This is a genomic window from Agrobacterium bohemicum (genome assembly GCF_002896715.1).
Lineage (GTDB): Bacteria > Pseudomonadota > Alphaproteobacteria > Rhizobiales > Rhizobiaceae > Agrobacterium > Agrobacterium bohemicum.
This window is the reverse complement of the sequence record NZ_PGEL01000024.1, coordinates 106210-126789: the sequence shown is the minus strand read 5'-3', so window position 1 is coordinate 126789 and position 20580 is coordinate 106210. Positions and strand designations below refer to the sequence as shown.

The following is a 20580-nucleotide window of genomic DNA, read 5'->3' as shown; positions in this document are numbered from 1 at the left end:
TTGCCGCCTTTTTTGTTGAGATCATTTGCCGGCCAAATGCCGGAATTCCGCAACGACCTGCTCGTAGACGCCGCGCTTGAAGGGCACGATCAACTCCGGCAGGCTTTCCATCGGCTTCCACGCCCATTCATCAAATTCGGCCTCGTGACCCGTCGGTGGTGGATTGATCTGGATTTCGCTTTCATCGCCTTCAAAGCGAAACGCGAACCAGCGTTGCGCCTGACCGCGATATTTGCCTCTGAGGCCGACGCCGATCAACTGTGTCGGAAGGTCGTAATGAATCCAGTCTTTCGCTTCAGCAAGAAGCGAGACGGTCTTCATACCCGTTTCCTCGTAGAGTTCGCGAATGGCGGCCAGCAACGGCTTCTCACCATCGTCTATGCCCCCTTGTGGCATCTGCCAAAGCTGAGGCGAGCCGTCGAATTCGGAGTTGCCTTGAGCAATTCGCCGACCGGCCCAGACCAGCCCCTCGGCATTGAGAACCATGATGCCCGCACAGGGGCGGTATGGAAGGTCGTCGGCTTTGATCGTCATCGTGAACCTGCTCCTGAATGAAAGGGGGCCTTGGAAAGGGTGGGAGAGATTTACTGTTCAGCCTTATCGGACACAAGCGCGGAAACGCCGACGATCTCGATGCCACGCCCTGCTGCCTCAACCGACCATTTGGAAATGGCGGCAATGCTCTCATCGAAAGCGGAGGCAACGCCGATAGCCGAGCCATTGCGGCGAGCTATTCGCTCGAGATCATCGAGCTTGCGCAATATCGATGCTTCATTCACCTGATCGTCCAGCTGCATGTCAGCAAAGCCTGTCGNCGCNGACAGCGCCTTGGCGATGGAGGCTGTCTTGGATTGAGCAGAGGAGCCATCATCGAGGAACAGCAGACCACGCTTTCCGATGTCATGCATAACCGGCTCCAGCGTCTTTTCATCCGCCATAAGGCGACCACCGAGATAATTCATGACGCCGGTGTAGTTGGTGATCTTTGCCATGGACCGGTGCAGGCGTTCGAGATTGATCTTGGGCGGATCGGCAATAAGCAACGTATCTGCCCCAGGATTAGTGCCGGGGTAGCCAAAGGGTTCGAACGGGACCTGAAGCAGAATTTCGTGGCCCTCGCGGCGGCTTTCCTGCATCCAGCGCTGCAGGCTGTTGCCACTGGCGGCAAANCCAAGCGTTATTTCCGGAGGTAGATCGCGGATGGCCTTTTGCGTTCCTGTCTGGCTGAGCCCTAGGCCGCCGACGACAATGGCAATGCGTGTGCCTCGGGCGCCGGACCATGGCCGGGCATATTGCTCCATGGGGCGAAGCCCATCGGTGCCGACCTTTGGAAGCCGACCAAATGCGGTATCTTCCAGCAAATCCTCATTGGGCTGCGCCGCAATGCGCAAATCCTGCCCGTAAGTCTGTCCGGTCATCAGAACCGGGTCGTCGCTGTCGCGGGTGCGCGGTGAGAAGACCGATACGACATTACCGTCCGGCATGGTGTTTTTCTGGACGTTTGCACCCGAGCGGCCGCTCTGAGGTGAAAGGCCACTATCGACCTTCGCAGAGGTCTGACCCGTTTCATTGACGGTCGGTTCTGCATCTTTCAGCGCGACATCCGGGGCAGTGGAGCTGCCCTCAAGATTGCCCGGGGACATGGCAGTATAAACGGATAAGCCACCAAGGCCCAAGGCTGCGACAATCATCGCGCCAAGCGCAGAAAAGCGCCGAACTGATCCGGCGCTTTTCTTTCTCTGTCGACCCATGAGCGGTTTGCGCAGGTCTGAAGACAATGATCTATCCGTGACTGACTGATCGCTGGGAAANCAGACATGGGGCAAGCCCCATGTGCTTCAAGCTTACTGCTTGTTGTTGACCACAGCCTTATCAGGGTTTGGCGGGAAGGATGGGTCCGTTTTGGTGCCGTGGAGCAGATCCATCGCGTAGTTGAGCTGGATATCGTCCTTGGCTTCCGGCGGAACGTAAGCCGCGGAACCTGAACCTTCATCCGTCTCGCTCTGGCCCTGAATATGGCCGCGCAGGCTGGATTCACCTTCTGCGCGGACACGTCCCTGAAGCTCTTCCGGCAGAGGCTGATCGACCTTGATGTCAGGCGTGATGCCTGTGCCCTGGATCGACTTGCCAGACGGCGTGTAATAGAGCGCCGTCGTTAGACGAAGCGCGCCGGTGTCGCCGAGCGGAATGATCGTCTGGACGGATCCCTTGCCGAAGGAACGCGTGCCGACAACCGTTGCGCGGCGAAGATCCTGAAGCGCGCCAGCCACGATTTCCGACGCAGATGCGGAGCCGCCATTGACGAGAACGATAACCGGCTTTCCGTCCGTCAAATCGCCAGCGGTGGCGTTGAAACGACGGGTTTCCTCGGGGTTGCGGCCGCGGGTGGAAACCACCTCGCCGCGCTCCAGAAATGCGTCTGAAACGTTGATCGCCTGATCGAGCAATCCGCCGGGGTTGAGACGCAGATCAAGGACGTAGCCCTTCAGCTTGTCGGCTGGAACGTCTTCCTTAATCTTTTTGATCGCTTTTTCGAGATCGTCATAGGTTTTTNCCGTGAAGGAAATAACGCGCAGATAACCGATGTCGCCACCTTNGACACGCGATTTGACGGCGCGGACGGCTATGATTTCGCGCATGACGGTAATGTCGAGCGGCTTATCCGCGCCTTGGCGGATGATGGTCAGCTTGATCGGCGTCTTGACCGCACCGCGCATCTTTTCAACGGCCTCTTCAAGCTTCAGGCCGCGCACAGGGGCACCGTCGATTTCGGAGATATAGTCGCCAGCAAGAATGCCTGCTTTGGCAGCGGGCGTGTCGTCCATTGGCGAGATGACTTTGACCAGCTCGTTTTCCATCGTAACTTCGATGCCGAGGCCACCGAATTCACCCTTGGTCTGGGTGCGCATGTCGGTTGCATCCTGAGCATTCAGGAAGCTCGAATGGGGATCGAGCGAGCTCAGCATGCCGTTGATGGCGTTCTCAACAAGCTTCTTGTCATCGGGCGGCGTTACATACTGGGCACGCACACGCTCAAACACGTCACCAAAAATCGACAGCTCCTTGTAGGTCGAAGGACCGGCAGCCTGTGCCGGCATGCTTGCCGAATAGATAACGCTCATCGCTGTGGCACCCATAAGTCCACCGATGATGAGAAGCGAAGCCTTACGAATCATTGCGCGCCCTTCCAGTATTTTTCGCGGTCCACCACGGTTGAGAATCAACCGGTACACCGTCTTTCCTGAATTCAATGTAAAGTGTCGGTCTGTCAGTTTCCAGCGCCAATGCAGCGGCACTGGCTACTCTTTTCGTACCCATGGAGGCAATAGGCTCGCCGGAGAACACAAACATGCCCTGCCTTGTCCTCACATTATCCATGCCTGTCAGCACCAGATGATAACCGTCGCCTGCGTTGAGAATAATCATCCGGCCGTAACTGCGAAATTCACCGGCAAAAACCACGAAACCATCGGCGGGCGCTGTTACCAGCGCCTCGGGGCCAGTCGCCATGACCATTCCCTTGGAAAAATGCCCGGTTCCGTCAGCATCGCCGAACCGCCTCAGCACATCTCCGGAAACCGGCAGCGCCAATTTACCCTTCAGACTTGAAAATGGATATGCGGGCGCAATGCGGTTTTNATCGGGCATTCCGGCCTCGGTCTGAGCCTGCAATTTGTCCCGTTCCGCGGNTGGTAGAGAGGCTATCCGCTCCTGCTCCAGGCGCTCTTTTTCCTTGGCCTCCCGTACTGAGGAAATCTCGCTTTCGAGAGATGAAACCAGTCCTTCAAGACTAGTGGCCTTGCCCGCAAGCTCTTCAGAACGCTTGCGTTCTGCGTCCAGTTCGCTGGCCGTCTGGCTGTTGCGTTTCTCGTTTNCCAGACGCAGCAGATCCAGCCGCTTTTCCTCTTCGAGGCTTGCCGTCATGGTGCCTGTCAGTTGCTCTTTCTCAAGCGCAATCGCCTGACGCAGATCGGTCAACTCTTTGAGAGCGGAGATCAGCTTGTCGGTTTCGCCGCGAATGCCCGGAACAACTGCGCCCAGGAGAATGGCGCTTCGCACCGATGCCAATGCATCTTCGGGTGAAACGAGAAGAGCGGGAGGTGGGTTGCGGCCCATGCGTTGAAGGGCAGCGAGCACTTCGGCCAACACGCCGCGTCTTTCCCTCAGGGATGTTTTGACCGCATCTTCACGAACACTGAGCTTGGCAAGCCGGTCTTCGCCATCGCTGATCTTGCCTTCGAGGTCCTTGCGGCGCCCGGCCGAGGCAATCAGTTCATCCTTAATCCGGGCCGTATCCTGGTTGAGAGCAGCAATGCTGTCCGCAAGCTGGCGAGCCTTGTCTTCGGAAAGGCCAATACTATCGACAAGTGCCTGAAGATCTTCGCGGTTCTGGTCCCGGCGCTTTTCCAGTGCACCCAGTTCGTCGGGCGGAAGGGTCTCGTGTGCCAGAGTTGGTGGCGCGTCCTCCAGCGCCATGGCGCGGTCACTCGGACGGGTGATGATACAGGCAGCAAGGAGCAAGCCCGTTAGGACCACCCATCTGTGTCTGCCATCTCTATTTGCCATTGAACGTTAAANCCGTCGAAAAGATTGGCGACCATACGCTGCTTCGCCTCTTCGCGCCAATAGGCACCCTTCGCTTGTCCAGATGATGGCAAATTTTACGTCTGGTGGTGTTGCCCGAAAACTTAGGCGCGTCAGACGCGGTGGTATGGATGACCCGACAGAATGGTAACGGCGCGATACAGCTGTTCGGCAATCAGGATGCGCACCAGCTGGTGCGGCCATGTCAGTTTTCCAAGGCACAAGATGACAGTTGCTTTTTCATGAAGCGAGGGATCAAGTCCGTCTGCTCCACCGATAGCGATGACCAGATCACGCTTGCCGCCATCACGAAGATTTCCGAAANGCTCGGCAAAAGCTGGACTATCGAGCGCCTTGCCCCGTTCGTCCAGAAGAATGAGAGCGGCACCATCGGCCAAATGCTTTTCCAGCATGGCGGCTTCTTCACGCTTTCGCGTTTCAGCATTCGATGCACGGCTTTCTGCGACCTCGATAATGCGGGCGAATTCCAGCCCGATTGCCGGGCCGGTTTTGGCAAANCGGTCGAGATAGCGGGATGCCAGTTCCTTTTCAGGGCCGGATTTGAGCCGTCCCACCGCAAAANTTGAAATCCGCATTCACACATCCATCCATATCGCAAATGTTGCCAGTTGCGCTCTTATCAGGACAGGCTGCGGATTCCTATGCAGGGTAATGCAAGCATCACCTGAGAAGCCGCATCAGTGCAGCGTTTCTTCCTCGATATCGGGAGCGGCCCACATCTTTTCGATGTTGTAGAACGCTCGGACTTCGGGACGGAACACGTGAATGATGACATCACCAGCATCGATTACGACCCAATCGCCGTTTTCGAGGCCTTCAATGCGCGAATGGCCGAAGCCCTCATCCTTCATGTCGGACATGAGATGTTCGCAGATTGCCGAGACATGTCTGTTGGAGCGCCCGGAGACCACAACCATATAGTCTGCAAGCGCCGATTTTCCGGCAATATTCAGGTAAACGATGTCTTCTGCTTTGGAGTCCTCGACACTTGCGAGGACGGTTCCGAGGGCACGACGGGCAGCATCAACGCCACTCTCCATGCTCTTTGGGATAGCGCTGAAAGCTCTTCCCTTGGTGTGTACTGTTGTCAGTGGTTTNCCTTTCCGAAATGACAAACCAGATACTGCGCGACGCGATTCTGTACGCCACAGGATAAAGTTGGCATCAAAGCGTTAACTTTTCAAGATGTGGGCGAAGGATGCACCCAGCATACTTCATCTATGCTCGTTGCGAAGCGCCGTGGAACTGAGAGTCGAGCGAGGCCCGTGAATGAAGATCCAGGCCGGTGCGGTCTTNGTCCAAAGAATACCGGCGTCGTCCTCATCCACTCGGGCATGGCTGTAGGCCTGCGCCATGGTGGATGAGAGATAGGCAAGCGTAGCGCCCGGCCTGTCAATGACGGCGATGGGGAAGGTTTCGGCAATCTTGCGCCATTTCTGCCAGCGATGAAAGCTGCGCAGATTATCGGCACCCATGATCCAGATGAACCGGACATGGGGGTTCTTCGCCTTGATCAGCCGAAGCGTGTTGGCGGTATAGGTCAAGCCGAACGTTTGTTCGAACGCGGTGACCTTGATCCGCGGGTCGGAGATCAATGTCTCACACGCGTCTATCCGCGATTTCAAAGGCGCCAGATCGGCTTTGTTTTTTAGAGGATTACCGGGCGTTACCATCCACCAGAGCTGATCAAGCCCCAGACGTCGCAGCGCAATTTCGGCAACCAACGCATGGCCGGCATGGGGCGGATTGAACGAGCCGCCGAACAAGCCAATTACCATGCCGCGCTCGGTGTGCGGCATGGTCAAGTAGCGCTTGTCTAATCCATGATCCGCGGTCAAATATCAGGCCCGGGTCTGGCCGGTGCCATGCACACGGTATTTGAACGAGGTCAGTTGCTCGACGCCGACAGGCCCACGCGCATGCATCTTTCCAGTGGCGATGCCAATTTCAGCCCCCATGCCGAATTCTCCACCATCGGCAAATTGGGTAGAGGCATTGTGCAGCAGAATGGCCGAATCAATCTCGTTGAAGAAACGTTCGACTACCTCTGTGTCTTCAGCGATGACTGCCTCCGTGTGATTGGAGGAATATTTGCCAATATGTCCTATGGCACCATCGATGCCGTCCACCACAGAGACCGAAATGATGGCATCGAGATATTCCGTGCGCCAGTCCTCTTCCGTGGCTGCTCTTACGCCGTCAACGGCATCAAGAACAGCTTGCGACCCGCGCACTTCGCAACCGCCGTCAATGAGTATTTTGACCAAGGGATGCAGGTGCGTGGAGACAGCGGCGGCATCAACGAGCAGTGTTTCAGCCGAGCCGCAAATGCCGGTGCGGCGCATCTTGGAATTCAGAACGATCGCCCGTGCCATGTCGATGTCAGCAGATTTATCGACATAGATGTGGCAGATGCCTTCCAGATGCGCAAAGACAGGAACGCGGGCTTCTGACTGAACGCGCGCGACGAGGCTTTTGCCGCCGCGTGGCACGATGACGTCCACCGTGCCACCTAGCCCGCCCAGCAGACTGCCTACCGCAGCGCGATCTGTTAACGGCACGAGTTGAATGGCATGCTCTGGAAGTCCGGCCATCTTCAGCCCTTCTACGAGGCAGGCATGGATAGCACGCGATGAATATTGCGAGTCTGAACCGCCGCGCAGAATTACGGCATTTCCTGCTTTCAGGCACAGTGCCCCGGCATCCGCTGTTACATTCGGGCGGCTTTCATAGATGACGCCGATGACACCGAGCGGCGTGCGGACGCGTTCGATTTNCAGGCCATTGGGACGATCCCAGGCGGCGATGACCTCTCCGACTGGATCTGCAAGTGCCGCGATGGAGCGGATGCCCTCGGCGATACCTGAGATCCGGGCATTGTCCAGCTTCAAACGGTCGATGAAGGATGCGGCAACACCTGCAGTTTCAGCCGCCGCGACATCCCTGGCATTGGAGTCGAGGATTTTGCTTGTCGATGCCTCGATGGCTGAGGCCATGGCCAGCAGAGCGCGGTTTTTCTGATCAGCATTGGCGATGGACAACGGTCGCGAAGCAGTTTTTGCCTGAGCGCCGATGGTCATCATCAGCGCTTCAATATCATGGCTCTGCTTTACGGCCTGTTCAGGCATCGACATCATCCTTTNCTGCATTTTTNACTTTGACGGACGCGCCCGTCATTACCAGATCGTCGCGATGGATCATCGCGGCGCGACCGACGTAACCGAGGATCGCTTCGATCTCATTGGACTTGTGGCCGTTGATCTGTCTAGCCTCATCGGCATCATAACCGGCCAGACCTCGGGCAATTTCCCGACCTTCCGAACCGATAATAGCAACGGCATCGCCGCGACCGAAATTGCCCTTCACGAGCTTTACACCGGCAGGCAGCAGACTTTTGCCGGCATAAAGCGCTCTTTCCGCGCCAGCATCCACATGCAATTCCCCAGCGGGCTGTAGCTGGCCAGCGATCCACGTCTTGCGCGCCGTAATGGGCGTGCCTGACGGTACGAACCAGGAAGAGCGCGTGCCGTTCTCGATTGCTCTCAGCGGATGAAGCGTTTTTCCCGACGCGATGATCATGCCGCAACCGGCAGCAGTTGCGATCTTGCCCGCATCGATCTTGGTGCGCATACCGCCGCGTGACAGTTCAGATGCTGCCCNGCCCGCCATGGCCTCGATCTCGGGCGTGATTTCGGCAATCGTGTCCAGAAAACGAGCATCGGGATCAAGATGCGGCGGTGCGGTGTAGAGACCGTCGATGTCCGACAGCAGGACGAGAAGGTCAGCGCCGGTCATCGTCGCCACGCGCGCCGCGAGACGGTCATTGTCGCCGTAGCGGATTTCAGTCGTCGCAACCGTATCGTTCTCGTTGATGATCGGGATGGCGCCGATGTTCAAGAGCTGGTTGATGGTGNCGCGCGCATTGAGATAACGGCGGCGTTCTTCCGTATCCGACAATGTCAGCAGGATTTGCCCGGCAATTATATTGTGCTTGGAGAGGCTTTCAGACCACGCCCGCGCCAGCGCAATCTGGCCGACCGCCGCTGCTGCCTGGCTTTCCTCAAGTTTCAGCGCGCCGGAGGGCAGGCCCAGAACGGTGCGACCAAGCGCGATGGCCCCTGATGAGACGACCTGCACGTCCGCACCATTGGCTTTCAGCGCCGCGATATCGTCACAGATCGCATCCAGCCATTCCTTTTTGAGGCCGCTTGCACGATCAACCAGAAGGGCAGAGCCGATCTTGATAACGATGCGGTGGTGGCGACCGAGGGGCTTTCGCGCCGTTGTCATAGGCGGTCGTCTCCATCCTCGATCTCGTCGTCTACCGGCATGGAGCGATCAGGCATAGCGGTATCGCCGCCATGGCTGTCAGCCACGATGATATCACGAAGCTGACGAAGGGTTTCGAGCATTCCGATATGGGCAGCAGCAGAGAGAAGAAGCGGCGGGCGACCACAAGCTTTTTCCAGTTCCTTTGCCTTCTTCTTCAATTCCTTTTCGTCCAGCACGTCGATCTGCGAAAGTGCTACGATTTCAGGTTTGTCCGTCAACCCGCCGCCATAGGCAGCAAGTTCCCGTTTGACGGTTTTATAAGCTTTGCCGACATTTTCTTCCTGCGCCGAAACGAGGTGCAGCAGAACACGGGTGCGCTCAACGTGACCAAGGAAACGGTCGCCAATACCAACGCCTTCATGCGCCCCTTCGATCAGGCCCGGAATATCGGCCAGAACGAATTCGCGCCCGTCAATCGTGGCAACACCCAGATTTGGATGCAGCGTGGTGAAGGGATAGTTGGCGATTTTTGGGCGCGCGCGCGTAACGGTCGCGAGGAACGTAGATTTGCCCGCATTTGGAAGACCGACCAGACCTGCGTCGGCAATCAGCTTCAGGCGAAGCCAGATCATCTTTNCCTCACCGACAAGGCCGGGGTTGGCGTGCGTCGGGGCCTGGTTGGTGGAGGACTTGAAATAGGCATTACCGAAGCCGCCATTACCGCCGGCAGCCAGACGGAATCGCTGGCCTTCCTTGGTCAGATCGATAATCAGTGTTTCATTGTCTTCTTCAAAAATCTGCGTGCCAACGGGGACGCGCAACACCACGCTGGCACCTTTCGCGCCAGTGCGGCCCTGACCCATACCGTGCTGGCCAATTGTGGCCTTGAAGTGCTGCTGGAAGCGGAAATCGATCAGCGTGTTGAGGCCATTGACGACCTCTACCCACACATCGCCGCCGCGCCCTCCGTCACCGCCATCGGGGCCGCCAAACTCGATAAATTTTTCGCGCCGGAAAGACACGGCACCTGCGCCGCCATCACCGGAGCGAATGTAAACTTTNGCTTCATCGAGAAATTTCATCGTCTTGGCCGTTCTGTCAGCTTAGTGGCAATTCCAGCAAAGGTTTGCGGACTTGCTTTTTAAAAAAGGATCTGTTGCTCCAAATATAGGTGCAGGCTCTCAAGGTCAAAGATTATCGTGGTGCAGGTGCCGATTGGGACAAGGCCGGTTTGATGCAACCGGCCTTGTTTCATGCTGTTTACGGTCGCGGCTTTTGAAAAGCCTTTGCCGTCAATGCGGTATCCAGATGCGTCACCATGCTTGCCCGCGCAACAGCGTAGATTTCATGGCATCCGATGATCTGAAAACCGAGCTTGTCCTGTACCCGCAGCGATGCAGGGTTATCTGCAAACACGCCGGAATAAAGCACATCTGCGGGCATCTGCTTAAAGAAGTGCTCGACCACGCCAGCCACCGCCTCGGTCATGTAGCCCTTGCCCCAGTGGACGCGGTCTAGCCAATATCCGAGACGCCACTCGTCATGAAGCTTTTCGATCGAGACAACCCCGATCAACGTGTCATCGCCGCAGGTGATGGCAAANTCCCAATCCGGTAACGTTCCGGATGTTCGCAGGATGAGCCACTCCAATGCATCCTGCTTATAATAGGGAGCCGGAACACGCGCGAGCATGCGCGTGACCTGAAAGTCGCTGAGAGATTTTGCGATGCTTCCAGCATCCGAAAGGCGCTGCGGGCGCAGCACCAGACGGCTGGTTTGCAGCGTCGGGCAAACATCGCCCGTCTTTGCCCGCTGTTGAGTTATCGCGTGAGCCGTTCTCATCGTGTATCTCCCCAGCTTCTCAGCGAGACCCAAGTCTTGCGATCCAGCCTGTACCATTCGACGGGTACCATGCCGCCGAGTGCCAACGAACCGACCATGCCGGAACCCTGAAGCTGGAAACCGCACTTTTGTATGACCCGGCGTGAGGCGATGTTGGTGACCCGGCAGCGCGCATCGATCTGCTCGATGTCGCGGGTGCGAAACGCCATGTCGATCAGGGCGTGGGCAGCCTCCGTCGTATAGCCGTTATTCCAATAGCGCTCGCCCAGCCAGTACCCCATCTCCAGGGTCTTGCGGTCTTCCTGCGGTTCCAGCCCGCAGCAGCCCATAAACTCGCCGTTCTCCATGCGGGTAATCGCATAGACGCACTTGCCAATCTCGCCCACTTTTGCACGTCGCACGAAATCCGCGGCATCTTTGGCCGTGTAAGGGTGCGGCATACGCGACACCATGGTCGCGATATTGGCGTTGTTGGCAAGATGGGCAAGGGCGTCAATGTCTTCTTCGTGAGGCGCGCGCAAAACGAGCCTTTGCGATAATAAGACGGGGCAATCGCTCCTTGACCGGTCAGGTCTCGGCCGTTCTTCGGGTGACCGTGATTGGTCTTCCCTTAACAATTCAGCTTGCATGGTTCAGTCCCTCCATGAGGTTAAGAAAAANGGGGAGTTGGGTGATGCCCCAACTCCCCTTTTTTAAAGACTGAACCTGTTACGTCGTCAGCCGGGTCATTGGGACACCGGCTGCATATGACGCGACCGGCTTATTCTGCGGCTTCCGCTTTCGGTGCTACAGACACGTATACGCGGCCATTGCCCTTCGAGCGGAAGGACACGTTGCCGGCTGTCAGCGCGAAAATCGTGTGGTCTTTNCCCAGGCCAACATTGGCGCCGGGATGCCACTGCGTTCCGCGCTGGCGCAGAATAATGTTACCTGGAATGACGGCTTCGCCGCCGAACTTCTTCACGCCAAGGCGCTTGGAATTCGAATCGCGACCGTTGCGCGATGAACCGCCAGCTTTTTNATGTGCCATTGGATTTCTCCTTTAAAACCTGGTTTCCCGTGTCGCGCCGATTAGGCAGCAACGATGTCCGTGATACGGACGACGGTGTGATGCTGACGATGACCGCGCGTACGCTTGGAGTTCTGACGACGACGCTTCTTGAAGGCGATGACCTTCTTGCCGCGGTTGTGTTCAACAACTTCAGCCTTAACCGTTGCGCCTGCAACGAAAGGTGCGCCGAACTGTGCGTCAGCGCCAACGCCGATCACGAGAACTTCGGTGAATTCTACAGTTGCGCCAGCGTCTGCTTCCAACTTTTCAATTGTGAGCACGTCGTTGGCCGCTACACGGTACTGCTTACCGCCGGTCTTGATGACTGCGAACATTTTTTACCCTTTCATGTTCGTTCCGGCTCTGCCCGCAAATGCGGTCTGGCCGTCTTTTTATCAGTCGAATAGCTTGGATTCTGGAGGCTGAATGCTTCTTGAAACCGCGCCGGTGAAACCGCTTTTGACAAAGCGATGTGAACGGAAGACGCAATACGCCCTCAATTTCACGTGCCGGATACGCGAGCAAGCCGTTTCTGTCAAGGTCGCGAGGGGGTGGAAAATAACCCGGTGGCCCAAGAATCTCGTGGGATTTCACCACTTGTGGCAAACAGGCCTCGAAATTTCATCGGCAAGGGTTTATATGGGCGTCTCAACAAGGAGCAGAAATGGCCCGCATAGACAAAACCGACGATTGGCGGGATCGCCACGCGCCGACACTTTCAGCGTTCGAATCGCTTGCCATCGAGGCATATGGCCATTTGCCGGAAGAGTTTCGCGCGCTGACCAAGGACCTGATCATCGAAATCGCGGATTTCCCGACCGATGAAGTGTTCGAAGACATGGCGCTTGAAACGCCGTTCGATCTGCTTGGTCTGTTCGAAGGACGCGGCATTTCAGAGCGCTTCACCATGGAAACCGGTGAGATGGTCAATCGTATCATTCTGTACCGCCGACCCATACTGGATTATTGGGCCGAAAATGAGGAGACGCTGGGCGACATCATCACCCACGTTCTCATCCACGAAATCGGTCACCATTTCGGCCTGTCGGATGATGATATGGAGCGCATCGAAGAAAGCGCCGACGAGGCAGCGACGGATCGTTGATCCGCCGTTGCCAAGGGCCTTATTGCTCGCCCAACTTCATATCCGGGTGATATTCTTTACCTTCGACCGTCTTGATTACGGGCTGTCCGCAGTGCATCACGCCTGTTGCCGCATTAAAGGCGTAGGTCGGTGATCCCGCCAATTCCCAGCCCTTGTTGAGTGCTTCGGTAACGCGGTGACAGAACTTTGCGTCATCCGGGCCGGTGATAAAGCGATAGACTTTCATGGTTTTGCTACCTTTCGTTTGGCAATGATTTCAGCCATGGCAACCAGCCTCTCAGCTGGCCCCACGTGCAGCCGTTCAATCATACGCCCGTTGGAATTGATAACGTTTAATCCGGCAGATCGTGGGTTTNCGAAAGCAGCAATAATCTCGCGTGCTTCTGACAATGCCTTCTCATTCGGGGCAAAAGCCCGATTGGCGGCTTCGACCTGGGCCGGATGGATCAGCATCTTGCCATCGAAACCCATGGCGCGTCCCTGTTCGCATTCTGCCGCAAAGGCGTCGAGATCGCGAAAATCATTCGATACGCTGTCAATAATCTCCAACCCGTAGGTGCGAGCAGCAAGGATGACCTGCATCAGCCATGGTACGAGATATGTACGGCCCGACTGGGCAGGCACGCGGGTCTCCTTGCGTAAATCGTTGAGGCCGATAACGAAACCTCCGAGCCGCGCGCCTGTCGTATGACACGCCTCGGCGATAGCCGCGGCATTCAGCACACCTTTGGGTGTTTCGATCATTGCCCATATCTTCAGGCTATCCGGAGCATCCGATTCCGCCAGCAGATCGGCCACGTCGTGGATATCTGTGGGTTGCTCGACCTTTGGCAGAAGGATCGCGTCTGGCTTGCAAGCCAGGGCCGCCTTGATGTCCTTCTGTCCGGCCGTGGTTGCGACAGAATTGATGCGGATGATCGCCTCGCGACCTTCTAACGGGAAGTTTTCGAAATATGTTGCGAGATTGTTTCTCGCCTCATCCTTCATCTCCGGTGCGACTGAGTCTTCCAGATCGAAANTAAAGCCATCACAATCCAGCGTCGCGAGTTTCGCAAGTGCGCGTTGATTAATAGCGGGTACAGAAAGGAGTGAACGGCGTGGGCGCGCAGTATTGTTAAAATAAAAATCGACCATGCCGCACTTGTGTCAACCTTTNGTGACATTCGCAAGCTTACAGATCGTGGAAAGCCTCTTGAAAGCAGCGGAAAGAAGGCCCACATTCGTCTGGACAGAAAGGTTTGGATCATGCAGGGCATACGTACATTCTTCATCGCGGCTTCCAGCATTGCAATTCTGGCTCTCGCAGCACTTTTCACAGCTTCCTTGACGATCGCGCTCGTCGGCACCCTTGCCGTACTCAGCGTGGCGCGTCTTTTTTCCGCCCGTCTCAAACCCGCTCCCATTCCTGTCCAGCCGCGCAATCGCGAGCAGCAGAATATGCGAGTATGGAATGACGGTCGCGGGACCATCATCGACCTTTAAACATTCGATCGTGTAAAGGACCGGCGGCTGCAATTTTGCGGTCGCGGATGTGCTTGATCTAGCTAGCGTGAGCTAGCCCTACGTTCTGAAANTTCGTCAAATCTCAGCAGTGTAAACGCAGAATTCGCTCTTGCCGTTTTGCCGCAAAGCGTGATGCCGTGTTGCCAAACGGCGACTTTCCCAGTATCGACGTGCCAGTCCAACCCACCTAATCGAGGGAAGCGAATGCGTATCGATGCTATTTCTATCGGCAAGAACCCGCCGGATGATATCAATGTTATTGTTGAGGTCCCGGTTGGCGGCCACCCGATCAAGTACGAGATGGACAAGGAAGCGGGCGCACTGGTCGTTGACCGCTTTCTCTACACTCCGATGACCTATCCAGGTAACTACGGTTTCGTACCGCACACCTTGTCAGAAGATGGCGATCCGATCGATGTGTTGATCTGCAATACACGCCCGCTGGTTCCTGGCTGTGTGATCAACGTACGCCCAATCGGCGTGATGATCATGGAAGACGATGGCGGTAAGGACGAGAAGATACTGGCGGTGCCATCCCCCAAGCTGACGCAGCGTTACGACAAGGTTCAGAACTACACTGACCTGCCCGAGATCACGCTGAAGCAGATCGAACACTTCTTCGAGCACTACAAGGATCTGGAGCCCGGCAAGTGGGTGAAGATGGGTGGCTGGCAGGACGTTGGCGTTGCCAAGAAGCTCATCGTTGAGGCTATCGAGCGCTACAAGTCGCAGGCCTGATCTTAAGCTTTCAATATCTGTTCAAATAACAAATCCTCCGGGTCGCAATCGATCCGGAGGATTTTTNATGTCGATAGGGACGGCTTAGGCGACCAGCGGATAGATCGTATTCCACATGAGCGAGCGGATGAAGAAAATCAGAAGCAACAAANTGATCGGCGAAATATCGATGCCACCGAGGTTCGGCAGAATACGACGTATCGGTCGCAGGGCGGGCTCGGTGACATTGTAGAGGAAGCTGCCAATCGCGCCTACGAACTGGTTCGAAGAATTGATGACATTGAAGGCATAGAGCCAGGAGAAAATGGCGCTGATAATCAGCACCCAGGTATAAAGGTTTAACGCCAGATCGATTGTCTGAAACAGGGCAAGCATCAATGTCTCCATATCGTTGTTGGGTGACATTTAGTCATTCGCACGGCAACCGGCAAGTGCCGTTGATTTGAAGGTGTTTNCACACAGCAGACGTTGGTTTTTCGAGATGCGCGGAACAGGCGTCTTTTGTTTACATCCACCCTCAAATTGCAATCGGTGTGTCCGAATGTGTAACAGCACTTTTCGCTTTGCAAAANCGAAACTGCCTCAATTTTAAAATGTGTACCGTTTTGACGCCTTTATCGAAACTGTCTGACGTGCGAGTGCGGCTCCCTGTGGATGTTAATTCCTCGTTAACGGTCCTATCAGTGTTTNACAAATCATCCGCTATGTTGGCCGCCTCTGGGTACTACAATGGGACAGCCCTTGAAGGGTCGATTCGATTTNCCCGAGGGTTTTCCATGATGGATTCAAGTGACGATGCGGCGTCTTTCTCGTGGCCAGCGGTTGGCGCAAGCTTCAACCAGCCCTATCGGGTGGAACAAGCACTCAACTCTCCGATTTCCGGTCGCCAAGCGGTGCGAGCGCAACTCACGGATTGGGGGAAGCCAGCTCATGATAACAGTCGGGCGCTTGTCAGTTCGCAGCACACAGCCGGCAAAAGCTTTGAAGAAATTCCGTTGACGATGGAAGTCGTCATAGGCCACGCGCAGGTGCCGGTATCTGCGCTGATGTCGCTGACGAAAGATCAGGTCTTTCTATTGAACAAGCGCTTTGGCGATCCGGTCGAAGTCAGGGTCAACGGTCAGACGATAGGTCGGGGCGAAATCGTGTCTGATAACGACGACAACATTATCGGCGTCAGGCTGACGGAAGTGCTGCGTAGCTAGCTTGTGGCAAGTTCTGTGGCTGGCCTTCAAAGACCAAATCCAGAAAATGGGATAGCCAGCTTCTAAGCGGTGTGTCGAACATCATCCGGCCCTCCAGATGCTGACTGCCGACTTGAGCGTTGGGCATACCAAAACGTTCGGCGCCGCGCACCACCCAACTATGCATCATGGCGCGGGTAAGTTCAGCGTGGAACTGCAGGCCCCACGCATTACGACCGTAACGAAATGCCTGATTGGGGTAAGTCTCGCCGGACGCGAGCAGGTCTGCGCCGTGTGGTAGTTCGAAGCCCTCGCGGTGGAAATGATAAACCATTNGCGGCCAGTGCTTCATCAGAAGACGGCCTTTTTCGGTGGTTCGCAGAGGATACCAGCCGATCTCCACCTTACCCTCCNGATGTACCTGAACTTTTCCACCCAAGTGTTTGGACAGCATTTGCGCGCCGAGGCAAATGCCGAGAAAGGGCTTTTCCTCTCTCAGAGGGACTTTCAGCCAGTCTATCTCGGATTTTATGAAGGGCTCGGGGTCGTTGGCGCTCATCGGACCACCGAATATCACAGCGCCTTTATGTGCGGTTAGCGATGCCGGAAGTGCATCACCAAGGGCAGGGCGGCGAATATCAAGCCTGAAACCTTTTTCGACCAGCATTTGACCCACCCTGCCCGGGGTGGATCTCTCCTGGTGGAGAACAATCAATATACTGTCTTGTTTGTCCAGATAACGGGATGGCTCAAACAGCATCTTGCCTGTTGTCACTTNCCTCGGAAACATTCACATGCGTTGCTGCCTGCTGGCGTTGCAGTACACGGTCCCGTACCGACACGCCCAAAAGGTCTGCAACGCGCCAGATGACATGATCTTCCATTTCGTTGCGTTCGCCATCAGCATAGACGATGTCCCAGAGCACACCAACAAGTTCGACCCGCTGTTCTTCGTTCAGATGGCGTCTTATGTCCGTGGTGAAGCGATAATAATCCACCGCTTCCCGGCCAGCCTCACGGCCTGCTTCCATCAGAGCATCCAGCTTGCTGGAGCTGAGATCGTAATGCTCCTGAAGCAGTTCACGCAGACGTTGGCGTTCCACATTCGAGACCGTACCGTCAGCCTCCATCACCTGAAAGCACAAGGCGGCGATGGCAACGCGCAGATCATCGGGCGCGAAGTCCTCAGAAGAACCGCCATGCGTGAGATTCTGGAAAAANGACTGGATACGTTCGAACATGATTGTCCTTAAATTCGATCAAAACAAATTGAGGCGGGTCTTTTCATCCGGTTCGGCATTGGGCTTCTTCACGCCTGGATCATCAGGCAAACCGCCAAAAAAGGGAACGGCGTCCTGGCGTTTTTCTTCTGGAGATGCAGCGGCCTCGTTTTTTGGAAAGGACTGCTTCTCCGCAACCACTTTGGTCTCGGTGACGATAACAGGATCGGCCACCTTTACCGGAACGGGAATCTCGATGATTTTCTCGCGAATTTGCGGTTTGGCTACATCCGGCAGGGACGATAGCGCGTGGTCGATGCCGTTGTCTTCCACGGGACCTTCCACCTGACCGAACGGGACCTTCCATTCGAAAGCGTCCAGGCGACCGGTCACCGGCGAAGCGGGTAGCCATTTTNCCGAAACGATGCCATCCGCCACCCAGGCGTGATCACGAGGTGCGCGCAGTGCCTGCGCCATCCAGTGGCGAATACGCCCCTGATCGCCTGTCTCGGCTTCCTCGATATCGGCCATCAGCAGAAAAATGCTTTCGCGTGGCTCGATCCGGGCGGCAGCTTCTGCCTTGGCGCGGGCGCGGTGGAAATCCTGTGCATCGAGCGCAGCCTTCGCAACGGCAAACAACGATTCGACATTGTTCGGTTTAAGGCTCTCAAGCCTCTCGGCCCGCTTCAGGCGGTCGACGGCAGTATCGCCGCTTCGAGCGCGCACATAAAGCTGTGCTATCTGCGGATGGGGGGATATCTTCCAGACGGGTTCCAAAGCAGATGCGGCTTTACGCAAATTGTCTTCACGCAGATAAGATCTCGCCGCGATCAGAGCTGCGGGAATGAGACCTTTGGATAGTTTGAGAGCCTGGTTGGCGTCTTCACGCGCAGCCTTCGGGTCACTTTCGAACTTCTCTTCCGCCTTCGCGGTTAAAAGAACTGCCTTCAGTCTTTCTGCCTCACCGCGCTCTATGACATGTGCCGCTTTCTGCTGATCCAGTAAGCGAATAGCGTCATCCCATTCGCCGTTGCGGGACTTGCTCTCCAACGTGGCCTGTGCGGCCCAAGGAAGATAAGGTGCGTTTCTTGCGGCGTTCTCGGCATATTCGAGAGCGGCTTCGTTGGCGCCTTGACGGCGGGCTTCCATGTAAAGGCCACGGAGACCAAGCTCGCGAGTTTCCGGGTCCTGCGCCATTGCCTCGAACTTGCGGCGCGCTGCGTCGTATTTTCCCTCTATGAGGTCTGCCTGTGCTTCCAGAAGGTGGATCAGCGGCTCCTGATCGGCGCTCAATAGCCCTTGGGTACGTGCGGTCATCTTTCGCGCAAGAATGGCATTACCCGCACCAGCCGCAATCAGGCCGGTCGAAAGTGCCTGATAGCCGCGATCACGCTTGCGTGCGCGGAAATAGCGTCGCGCTGCATGAGGAGAGTTCCAAACCGTGTTGAACAGCCACCAGACGATCATGATGGCAACGATAAGAGCTGCAACAACCGAGGCCGCTACCATAAGGCTCATCTCGATCAGCTGACCCTGCCAGACGATGGAGAGTACCCCAGGACGGTCGGCCAGCCAAGAAAAGCCAAAGGCAATGAAAAGGACGATGACGACGAAACTGATGATTTTTGTCATGTCTTATCCCTGCTTGCCAGTGCTGGTGATGGCGCGTGTCAGCGTGCCGTTCACGAGGTCTTCAACCTCAACGCGGGCATCGAGCGACTTTTTGAATTCGGTCGATGTCGCCTTGGCTGGCTCAGGCAGGCCATCCCATTCCAGTGCCGCACCCTTCAGGTCGCCGTTTCGGAGCTTATCTTCGATCCGTGCAATCTTTGCGTCCGCACCTTCGCCTTCGATATTGCCGACAGGGCGAACCTTGACGAGAGACAACGCACTCTGTGCAAGCCTGTCCAATACGCCTTGATTGGGGTCTGCCTGATTGAGTGAATCCAGCATAACATTGGCGACATCAGGAAAATTGCGGGTCAACTCTGCGCGAGAGGGGACACCCGTGTTTGCAAAGGGGCGAAGGGACTGGACTGCCGGATCATCTGGCGTAACACGAGACAGCGTATCAAGCTCTGATAGGAACGGTCCGCCCCGATCAATGGCTGCCTTCAATCCGGCAGACGCAATGGCGCGAGCGACTTCGACATCGTCGCGCGGTTCGTTGATCTTGGTTTCAGCCTCGCTCAAACGGCGAGTGAGATCGGCGGTTGCGGTGTCCTGAGTGGCTTTTTCGGATTGAAGCGTGGAAACCGTGCCTTCCAGTGCTGCCAACTTGCTGGCAACGTCATCGCCGCCAGATGATGCAGAGCTTTCCAGCGTAGCGATGCGCGCTTCGAGTGACGACGTATCCCNTGTCGCCTGTGGTGCACTGGCAACCTGTTCGCGAAGGCTGGCGAGTTGCGTCTCAAGGGCGGTTAATTCGTCCGACGAACCGCCGTTACCCGTAAACGGTGGCAGGTAACCGGCATATTGCATGCTGCCTGCAGCCAAANGCGCTATCAGGCCGCCGACGATACCGGCAGCAACAAGGCCGGAATTGCCAGCTCGGTTTTCCGTGGCGCTTCTCGAGGCGCTTGTCGTGCTGCCCGAGGACGTTTTGTCGCTTGCCGGTTTGGCCGCGTCGGTTTTCAGCGGTTCCGAGTTTGTAGCGGCCTTGGGCGCTTCGGCTTTCAAAGGCGGCACCGACGATGTCTTTGCAGGGCCCTGCTCGGCAGCCTTCACGTCATCGGTCTTATGGATATTAGGCTCCGGCTCTATCGGGGTTTTNACCTGCTCTTCCCATATTGGGCGGGNATTTNCCTTCGGAGCATGGACTGGCGATGATGATGCGACAGATGTGCTCTCATCAGGTTTGGCCGTACTTGCGGCATCAGTGGGGGCTGCATCCTTGTCCGTGCCGAGTTCTTTCACGTCCTTGGCGTCCAGATCGATTGTGACCGGTTCGGCGCTGGACTTGGAGTGGCGTGGCGGTTTTCCCGATACCATGACAACCTCATTTTGCCTGCATTTCCCTAAACCTAGTTAGTGATGACGGCAAAGGAAAGAGGCAAGAGG

24 protein-coding genes and 1 pseudogene are annotated in these 20580 nt (G+C 56.2%); 4 read left to right on the top strand and 21 right to left on the bottom strand.

Annotated features, from left to right (window positions below; all coding sequences use genetic code 11):
• Positions 1–21: 21 nt before the first annotated feature.
• The 14 genes and pseudogenes from CUC55_RS11075 to rplU all read right to left on the bottom strand — a co-directional run bounded on the left by CUC55_RS11075 (position 22) and on the right by rplU (position 12105).
• Entirely contained in the window at positions 22–534 is a 513-nt protein-coding gene (locus tag CUC55_RS11075; RefSeq protein WP_067645845.1) for an RNA pyrophosphohydrolase, read from the bottom strand.
• Positions 535–584: 50 nt separating this feature from the next.
• Positions 585–1778: a divergent polysaccharide deacetylase family protein gene (locus CUC55_RS11070; protein WP_103087866.1), complete on the bottom strand. Its 1194-nt coding sequence runs from the start codon at positions 1776–1778 to the stop codon at positions 585–587.
• A gap of 66 nt (positions 1779–1844) precedes the next feature.
• Positions 1845–3176 carry a S41 family peptidase gene (locus tag CUC55_RS11065; RefSeq protein ID WP_103087865.1) on the bottom strand — a complete coding sequence of 444 codons (1332 nt, stop codon included), beginning with the start codon at positions 3174–3176 and terminating at the stop codon, positions 1845–1847.
• The gene (locus tag CUC55_RS11060; RefSeq protein ID WP_170063868.1) at positions 3166–4566 is read right to left on the bottom strand and encodes a murein hydrolase activator EnvC family protein; all 1401 of its coding nucleotides are present in this window, start codon (positions 4564–4566) and stop codon (positions 3166–3168) included. The genes CUC55_RS11065 and CUC55_RS11060 overlap by 11 nt, the downstream gene beginning before the upstream one ends.
• A 131-nt stretch (positions 4567–4697) precedes the next feature.
• Positions 4698–5180: a 23S rRNA (pseudouridine(1915)-N(3))-methyltransferase RlmH gene (rlmH, locus tag CUC55_RS11055; RefSeq protein WP_103087863.1), complete on the bottom strand. Its 483-nt coding sequence runs from the start codon at positions 5178–5180 to the stop codon at positions 4698–4700.
• Positions 5181–5282: 102 nt separating this feature from the next.
• A pseudogene (gene rsfS / locus CUC55_RS11050) lies at positions 5283–5770 on the bottom strand (ribosome silencing factor).
• A gap of 49 nt (positions 5771–5819) precedes the next feature.
• Complete coding sequence (locus tag CUC55_RS11045) at positions 5820–6404, bottom strand: nicotinate-nucleotide adenylyltransferase (RefSeq protein ID WP_082760182.1); 585 nt, start codon at positions 6402–6404, stop codon at positions 5820–5822.
• A 42-nt stretch (positions 6405–6446) separates the two neighbouring features.
• A complete protein-coding gene (locus tag CUC55_RS11040; RefSeq protein ID WP_170063867.1) occupies positions 6447–7733 on the bottom strand; it encodes a glutamate-5-semialdehyde dehydrogenase in 1287 nt (428 codons plus the stop codon).
• Positions 7726–8895, bottom strand: a complete 1170-nt coding sequence (proB, locus tag CUC55_RS11035; protein ID WP_103087861.1) for a glutamate 5-kinase — start codon at positions 8893–8895, stop codon at positions 7726–7728. Before proB ends, CUC55_RS11040 begins: the two co-directional genes overlap by 8 nt.
• Positions 8892–9959 (bottom strand): GTPase ObgE, encoded by a 1068-nt coding sequence (gene obgE, locus CUC55_RS11030; protein WP_103087860.1) that lies wholly within the window; start codon positions 9957–9959, stop codon positions 8892–8894. Before obgE ends, proB begins: the two co-directional genes overlap by 4 nt.
• A 178-nt stretch (positions 9960–10137) precedes the next feature.
• Positions 10138–10719, bottom strand: a complete 582-nt coding sequence (locus CUC55_RS11025) for a GNAT family N-acetyltransferase (RefSeq protein WP_103087859.1) — start codon at positions 10717–10719, stop codon at positions 10138–10140.
• Positions 10716–11348: a GNAT family N-acetyltransferase gene (locus CUC55_RS11020; RefSeq protein WP_067645827.1), complete on the bottom strand. Its 633-nt coding sequence runs from the start codon at positions 11346–11348 to the stop codon at positions 10716–10718. Before CUC55_RS11020 ends, CUC55_RS11025 begins: the two co-directional genes overlap by 4 nt.
• Positions 11349–11479: 131 nt before the next feature.
• Positions 11480–11749, bottom strand: coding sequence for a 50S ribosomal protein L27 (gene rpmA / locus CUC55_RS11015; protein WP_103087858.1), 270 nt, complete (start codon positions 11747–11749; stop codon positions 11480–11482).
• A 41-nt stretch (positions 11750–11790) separates the two neighbouring features.
• Positions 11791–12105, bottom strand: coding sequence for a 50S ribosomal protein L21 (rplU, locus tag CUC55_RS11010; RefSeq protein WP_045230876.1), 315 nt, complete (start codon positions 12103–12105; stop codon positions 11791–11793).
• 329 nt (positions 12106–12434) lie between these two features.
• Between rplU and CUC55_RS11005 the strand changes: the two genes are divergently transcribed.
• The gene (locus CUC55_RS11005) at positions 12435–12875 is read left to right on the top strand and encodes a metallopeptidase family protein (protein WP_045230875.1); all 441 of its coding nucleotides are present in this window, start codon (positions 12435–12437) and stop codon (positions 12873–12875) included.
• 19 nt (positions 12876–12894) lie between these two features.
• Here CUC55_RS11005 and CUC55_RS11000 read toward each other — a convergent pair whose 3' ends face one another.
• The gene (locus CUC55_RS11000; protein WP_062452936.1) at positions 12895–13101 is read right to left on the bottom strand and encodes a DUF1737 domain-containing protein; all 207 of its coding nucleotides are present in this window, start codon (positions 13099–13101) and stop codon (positions 12895–12897) included.
• Positions 13098–14009, bottom strand: coding sequence for an HpcH/HpaI aldolase/citrate lyase family protein (locus CUC55_RS10995; protein WP_103087857.1), 912 nt, complete (start codon positions 14007–14009; stop codon positions 13098–13100). The genes CUC55_RS11000 and CUC55_RS10995 overlap by 4 nt, the downstream gene beginning before the upstream one ends.
• A gap of 111 nt (positions 14010–14120) precedes the next feature.
• Here CUC55_RS10995 and CUC55_RS10990 point away from each other — a divergent pair, with 111 nt between their 5' ends.
• Both CUC55_RS10990 and ppa read left to right on the top strand, forming a co-directional pair.
• Positions 14121–14357, top strand: a complete 237-nt coding sequence (locus CUC55_RS10990; protein WP_067646216.1) for a hypothetical protein — start codon at positions 14121–14123, stop codon at positions 14355–14357.
• Positions 14358–14582: 225 nt separating this feature from the next.
• Positions 14583–15116, top strand: a complete 534-nt coding sequence (gene ppa / locus CUC55_RS10985) for an inorganic diphosphatase (protein WP_067645823.1) — start codon at positions 14583–14585, stop codon at positions 15114–15116.
• An 84-nt stretch (positions 15117–15200) separates the two neighbouring features.
• Here the strand turns inward: ppa and CUC55_RS10980 are convergent, their stop codons facing one another.
• Positions 15201–15491, bottom strand: coding sequence for a YggT family protein (locus CUC55_RS10980; RefSeq protein WP_103087992.1), 291 nt, complete (start codon positions 15489–15491; stop codon positions 15201–15203).
• Between the two features lie 401 nt (positions 15492–15892).
• Between CUC55_RS10980 and CUC55_RS10975 the strand changes: the two genes are divergently transcribed.
• A complete protein-coding gene (locus CUC55_RS10975) occupies positions 15893–16321 on the top strand; it encodes a FliM/FliN family flagellar motor switch protein (RefSeq protein ID WP_067645819.1) in 429 nt (142 codons plus the stop codon).
• On the opposite strand, the gene CUC55_RS10970 is transcribed toward CUC55_RS10975, so the two are convergent.
• From CUC55_RS10970 to CUC55_RS10955, 4 genes are all read right to left on the bottom strand, one after another.
• Positions 16293–17060, bottom strand: coding sequence for a glutamine amidotransferase (locus CUC55_RS10970; RefSeq protein WP_103087855.1), 768 nt, complete (start codon positions 17058–17060; stop codon positions 16293–16295). The two genes, CUC55_RS10975 and CUC55_RS10970, sit on opposite strands and share 29 nt — an antisense overlap.
• The gene (locus CUC55_RS10965) at positions 17050–17541 is read right to left on the bottom strand and encodes a tellurite resistance TerB family protein (RefSeq protein WP_103087854.1); all 492 of its coding nucleotides are present in this window, start codon (positions 17539–17541) and stop codon (positions 17050–17052) included. The genes CUC55_RS10970 and CUC55_RS10965 overlap by 11 nt, the downstream gene beginning before the upstream one ends.
• A gap of 18 nt (positions 17542–17559) precedes the next feature.
• Entirely contained in the window at positions 17560–19152 is a 1593-nt protein-coding gene (locus CUC55_RS10960; RefSeq protein ID WP_103087853.1) for a heme biosynthesis protein HemY, read from the bottom strand.
• Positions 19153–19155: 3 nt separating this feature from the next.
• A complete protein-coding gene (locus CUC55_RS10955) occupies positions 19156–20511 on the bottom strand; it encodes a COG4223 family protein (RefSeq protein ID WP_103087852.1) in 1356 nt (451 codons plus the stop codon).
• Positions 20512–20580: the final 69 nt, after the last annotated feature.